Raw genomic sequence first — 5,672 nt, 5'->3', positions numbered from 1 at the left:
TCCGAATAGTTTAATAAAAGAAAACAACAACGAAAAATAACAGAACCTACTTAAAATAAATAATATCCTTCGTAATTCACAGTAAAAATCACATGATATTCACCGTTAAATTCGCATTGAACAATAATTATTTCCATATTCGGAATTGGCATGTAGTAAAACAAGGAAATAAAAAACGTGAATTCATGTGTGAATTCACGGTAAAAATGTATTGTGAAATTGACTTTTCCCCTTCTATTTAACAGTGATTTTCCGTTTTACTTCTGCCTTGTTCTTCGATTTATCCGTAACTGTGTAAGTCAATGTATAGGTGCCTTTTTTCTTCGTATTCACAGTCCCTGTTATTTTGATCTCACTTGTTAAACTTCCATCAAGATTATCTTTCGCGGATACACCTGATTTAGGATTGAATGTCGAGTTATAGGCAATGGTTTTGCTTTTTGCACCGGAAATGACCGGCTTGGTGCTGTCTACCGTAATCTTTCTTGTGACTGTCGCAGTATTTTTTGATGAATCAGTGACTGTATACTTTAATGTATACGTTCCTTTTTTCTTTGTATTTATCGTACCTGTCACCTTTATTTTACTAGTCATGTTGCCATCCAGGTTATCTTTCGCGGATACGCCTGATTTAGGGTTGAATGTCGAATAATAGCCGACGGTTTTACTATTGGCTCCCGAGATGACTGGCTTGGTGCCGTCTATCGTGATCTTTCTTGTGACTGTCGCTGCATTTTTCGATGAATCGGTGACCGTATACTTCAATGTATAGGTCCCCTTTTTCTTCGTATTCACTGTACCCGTCACTTTGATTTTACTAGTCAAGCTGCCATCGGCATTATCCTTGGCACTCACGTTTGTTTTTGGATTGAATGAAGAATTAAGTTTGATGGTTTTATTCCCGGCACCGGAAATCACCGGCTTGACTTTGTCATAAACGGTTATTTTCCTTATGACCTTGGCAACATTCCCAGCTTTGTCCGCTACCGTATAAGTTAAAGTATAGGTGCCCACTTTCTTGGTATCCACCTTACCTTCCACACGTATGGCACTCGTTAAGTCACCATCTTTATCATCCTTCGCCTTTACGCTGGTTTTGGGATTGAAAGTTGAGTTGAATGGTATCGATTTACCAGTTGCTCCTGAAATCACAGGTTTATTCGTATCCTTGATGGGCACGACACCTGATGGCCTATTGGATATGTAAGCCGATGAAACATATCCCTTAATACCCTTGTCTTCCGTTTGTACGGGGTAAAAGACAAATTTATTTCCTTTAGATTCGTGATAGTCAAAATTCCCTTTGATGATCAAGCTTGTATTGGGTGGCACAAGCACCGCTCCTGCCGTAGTGCTTATTTCTTTCCTGATATTCGCACTGGATGTCGTCAAAACTTTGTCTCCGGCCTTGAACCAATAAACAGAGTCATGCGTTTGATCTGTCAGTGTGTATTCAAGATTTTTAAAGATGATATTTTCGGTGCTTTCCCGATCATATTGAAAGTCCGTTGTTTTGAATGGATATTTGGCCAGTTTTGTGCCATCCAAATAACTTTGTTTTTCTATCTCGGCAAAAACTTCCTCTTGATAGGCATTCGGATTTATTTTCCCGTTTTCTTGGTAAAGAGGACTGTTAACCGGTTTTGTCCCGTTGTATGCCATGACAGGGAAATACCAATTTTCGATGACCCTTCGTCCTGCACCTTTGATCTTGGGCAAATCCCTTCTTGAATACATGCCATTCAACACCTCGACGCCTGCCTCGATATTGTAGACTATATCATTTTCCAGCTTTTTCTGGTCATACCCACTTTTATTGGTAAGCTGCATTAGACCGATACCGCCATCGCCGGATTTATTCGGTGTACCGTCCTCATTAAACTGCCTCCAATCCCCGTTTTCCTGCGTAGCCACCGCTTTTACCACTTCAGGGGGGATTTCGGCCTCTATTGCCGCATTCGTCAGTAAGCAGTTAATTTGCCTATGGGAAGGATTTTCATTGGATTGAATCTTACCGAATGATGAACACGCATTGGTTATTCCAGACTCCGCAAAAGCCTGTCCATTGAACAAACCGAGCGTTAAACAGGTCAGTGCCCCAACCTTCATTAAAGGTATCCTCATTGATTGAACTCCAGTCTATTTATATTTAAATCTATAATAATAGTAACATGATAGACTGATGATTTCAGGTACAAATAGGAATATCCCCCTAAAATATCCTCACAGCACAAAGGAGCTGACCCGCATTTTCGGGTCAGCTCCTTTGTTTTCAAATTACACTATGTATAGTGCCGGATCATACGATCACTTCCACCGTTTCCCTCGGCTTCCTTACAAGGCACATGATACCCGGTATGATGAAGAAAAAAAGCGGCCAAACATGAAAGACCGTCAGAATGCCCGTAATGATCAATAAGATTCCGGCTCCCTTCGCTTTGCCGCCTTTTAATAGAAAGATAGAGATCAAACCGCCCGCCAATGCAATGAACAGCGATATGATTCCAGCCCATAGTATGCCCATGAACAACTTGATCGACATATCTACCTCAGACGAGGAAAACTCTGAATCTGTCATTAAAGAGTAGTCCATCATTTCTTTCATATCGATACTGTTGAGATAAACGGCCGCTATGATCGTCATGATTAAAAAAATCACAGCGATACCCACACCTAAGATACTTAATACGAATTCCCATGTCCGTTTCATTTACTTCGCCTCCCTGGAAAAGTCACGTATATATAATACCCAATCTGTGAAGAAATAAAAGACTTTTATTCCTTACTCCCCAAAATCTTATGAACGTCCATTTGGTAAAGTTGACCAACTCCATTCCCTTTTTTCAATCGATCATATATTCATCTCTTTTACTTTCCAGGTTAATCACCTTTGTCATATGTTTTATAAATAAACGGACGCCTTCACAATCATTACGAATAACGGAACCAGCAGGGCAATGAAGAATAATTGCCATAAAATATCGCCCATATTAAACATGAAATCACCCTAGAACATTTCTACGGGTATGTATCACCAATCCCCTCCATAGGAAATAGACTCTGTTTTCATCAGAGCCTAAAAAACATTCCTATTCAAGATCAACTCCACCAATTGTTCGACAGACGGTTCTTTCGGCATCATGTCCAATGTAAATCCATAGTCTTTAAGTCTATCGCCGGTACTTTCCCCGATTACCCCGATGAGGGCTTGATTTAGCAGCCCTTCAACATCCACGTCTGCCTTTTCCCCATATTGCATCAGCATATCAACTGAATGCCGATTCGAAAATAGTACCGTTCCGACAGCTACCCCTTCCAGCATTCTCGGAAGGATTTCAAGAAATCTTTCATCGACGGATTTATCGACTGATTGAAAATAGTCTCCGTTCCCATGAGCAAGGTCTCTTTGATCTCTGTTTCGATCACCAACAACCAATAAGGTTCCGGCTTCCGACATCTCGGATTTGAGCTCGGCCATCAGTCCCCGTTGCTGTAAAGCCTTTTTCGATTTCCTTGATAACACATAAAGTTTAGAAGAAATCCGGCGGAAATCAATAGCATGTTCAATGAGTGAATCCAAGAATCCATGGACACTTTCGGGAGAAGTGAAGAGAATCCGATCATACAAAAGTAAAGAGAGCAGCTGACTTTCATCTATTTTCACTTTGGCCGCATTCCATTTAGGAAACTCGATGACTTCGCCGCCAAGTTCATGCAGAGTTTCTGCCAAGGAACTTTTTGCCGTCCCGGTCCGGGCCACTAAAAACCGTTGCCCAAACAGTGGCTTCTTTTCGAACCATTGCAGTTTTCCCCTTAGTGAAATGATATCCCCGACCAAGGTGATCGCAGGATTGCCAAGCGACCTTTCACTCACCCTTTCAACGATATCATCCAAAGTCCCTTCAACACTTTCCTGTCTTCCATAAGTGCCCCATTGTATGACGAGTGCCGGTGTATTCCCCGGCTTTCCATGATTGATCAAATTTTCACGGATATACGGAAGGTTGGCCACACCCATATAAAAGGCAACCGTATCGATGCTATTCACAAGCCCGTTCCAATCCATATCCTTCTTCGTTTGGTCATGGCCCGTCACCATCGCAAAGGAACGTCCATAATCCCGATGCGTGACGGGGACTCCCGCGTACATGGATGCAGCAATGCTGGACGTAACCCCTGGAATGACTTCGAATGGGATTCCCACATCTTTCAACGATTCGGCTTCCTCCCCTACTCTTCCAAAAACGGAAGGATCCCCGCCTTTCAAGCGGACGACCCGGTGCCCTGCCATTGCTTTGGAAACAAGCAGCTCATTGATTTCCCCTTGACTGATGCCATTCGTATAAGGTGTCTTGCCACAATATATCAATTCACAATCGAGGGCGGCAGCCTCCAACAGCTTTGGATTAAGCAATCTGTCATATAAAATGATGTCCGCTTTTTCAATCGCTTTTTGACCTTTTACGCTAATAAGGCCCACATCACCCGGACCAGCACCCACAAAATAGACCTTGCCCTTGGTCATGCCGAATTCACTCCTATCTGCTTGCTATTCCCTGATAATATTTCACCAGCTCCACCATTGCACTGCCCATCCGCTGATCTTCAGGATATATGACCCGCTCGATCCCTTCATCGATTATCACCTGCGCCGTTACCTTTCCGACCGCAAGAGCAATTACATCTGATGCAAACAGGTCGGTTATCTTATCCTCCACACCTTGTTCACGGACAAAACTCATTAAATTTCGCGGCTGCGGTGCACTTGTGAACACAACCGAATCGATTTTGCCTTCAAGGATTTCTTGGATCAGCTGTTGCATCGTTTCTTTTTTGGGCGGTATATGTTCATATGGCAGGATTTCTTTATATTCCACTTTTTGTTCATCCAACCAGTTCATCAAAAGAGGCGCCGGATCGCCGTGAAGCTGCAAAGCGACCTTTACACCTTCAGGCAGATGGCCTTCCAGATTGCGAACAAGCCCTGCCGTACTGCCATCATCATCCCGGATTAACGGCTGCAGGCCAAGCTTTTTCAGCATATTCACCGTTTTATAGCCCCTGGCTGCAATTTTCATGGACTGTAAAGCTTCAATGAAACGATCTCCCGCTTCCATCTTCACTGCCGTTTTATATAATAATTCCGTCCCCACTCCCGTCGTCAGGATGATCCAATCGAACTCCCCTGCCAGCAACCGGGCGACATCTTCTTCCAAATGGGAATCATCCAGGAATACCGTCCCCTGTGCCGGGCGAACGAACGGGACTCCCCCAAGATTTTGAACGATTTTACTAAGTTCTTCCGTCTTCCTCGCTCCCAATAAAGCAACGGTCCTGCCATTAAGCTTACTCATCCTTGCCCCTCCTATATGTACATTCAATTAAATCCATCTCACCCATTATACAAATTTTCAGTCTTTGAAACTATAAAAAACGAATTCGATATCAAAATCAACGCTTTTTCTTTCTTTTATCCTATATAAATTCAATGAAAAAGTAGATTGGCAGCATTTTTCTACTTATACGTCGAATACTCGTGAGTTTCGAGCAAATACTCGTGAGTTCAGGGCTTTTACTCGTGAGTTTGGAACACAGTAAAAAAAACTGCCACCAGGACAGCCAAATTTTCACTTTATTAACTTTTGTGAACGGCCCTTTGGGCAATACTCTCC

At 42.7% G+C, this 5,672-nt stretch carries 5 protein-coding genes; all 5 read right to left on the bottom strand.

Features of this window, described 5'->3' with window-relative positions:
* Window positions 1-234: 234 nt before the first annotated feature.
* The 5 genes from ACFVSH_RS22150 to ACFVSH_RS22130 all read right to left on the bottom strand — a co-directional run bounded on the left by ACFVSH_RS22150 (window position 235) and on the right by ACFVSH_RS22130 (window position 5,354).
* Window positions 235-2,124, bottom strand: coding sequence for an immunoglobulin-like domain-containing protein (locus ACFVSH_RS22150; RefSeq protein ID WP_387602263.1), 1,890 nt, complete (start codon window positions 2,122-2,124; stop codon window positions 235-237).
* A gap of 175 nt (window positions 2,125-2,299) precedes the next feature.
* The gene (locus ACFVSH_RS22145; RefSeq protein ID WP_387602260.1) at window positions 2,300-2,710 is read right to left on the bottom strand and encodes a DUF4064 domain-containing protein; all 411 of its coding nucleotides are present in this window, start codon (window positions 2,708-2,710) and stop codon (window positions 2,300-2,302) included.
* A 133-nt stretch (window positions 2,711-2,843) separates the two neighbouring features.
* Window positions 2,844-2,975: a hypothetical protein gene (locus tag ACFVSH_RS22140; protein ID WP_387707847.1), complete on the bottom strand. Its 132-nt coding sequence runs from the start codon at window positions 2,973-2,975 to the stop codon at window positions 2,844-2,846.
* Window positions 2,976-3,076: 101 nt separating this feature from the next.
* Window positions 3,077-4,525, bottom strand: a complete 1,449-nt coding sequence (gene cobA / locus ACFVSH_RS22135; RefSeq protein ID WP_387707845.1) for a uroporphyrinogen-III C-methyltransferase — start codon at window positions 4,523-4,525, stop codon at window positions 3,077-3,079.
* A gap of 13 nt (window positions 4,526-4,538) precedes the next feature.
* Window positions 4,539-5,354, bottom strand: a complete 816-nt coding sequence (locus tag ACFVSH_RS22130; RefSeq protein WP_387707843.1) for a uroporphyrinogen-III synthase — start codon at window positions 5,352-5,354, stop codon at window positions 4,539-4,541.
* Window positions 5,355-5,672: the final 318 nt, after the last annotated feature.

The organism is Peribacillus sp. NPDC058002 (genome assembly GCF_042886655.1).
GTDB lineage: Bacteria > Bacillota > Bacilli > Bacillales > DSM-1321 > Peribacillus > Peribacillus aracenensis.
Note: the sequence above shows the minus strand (reverse complement) of the source record. Positions and strands in the feature narration are given on the sequence as shown.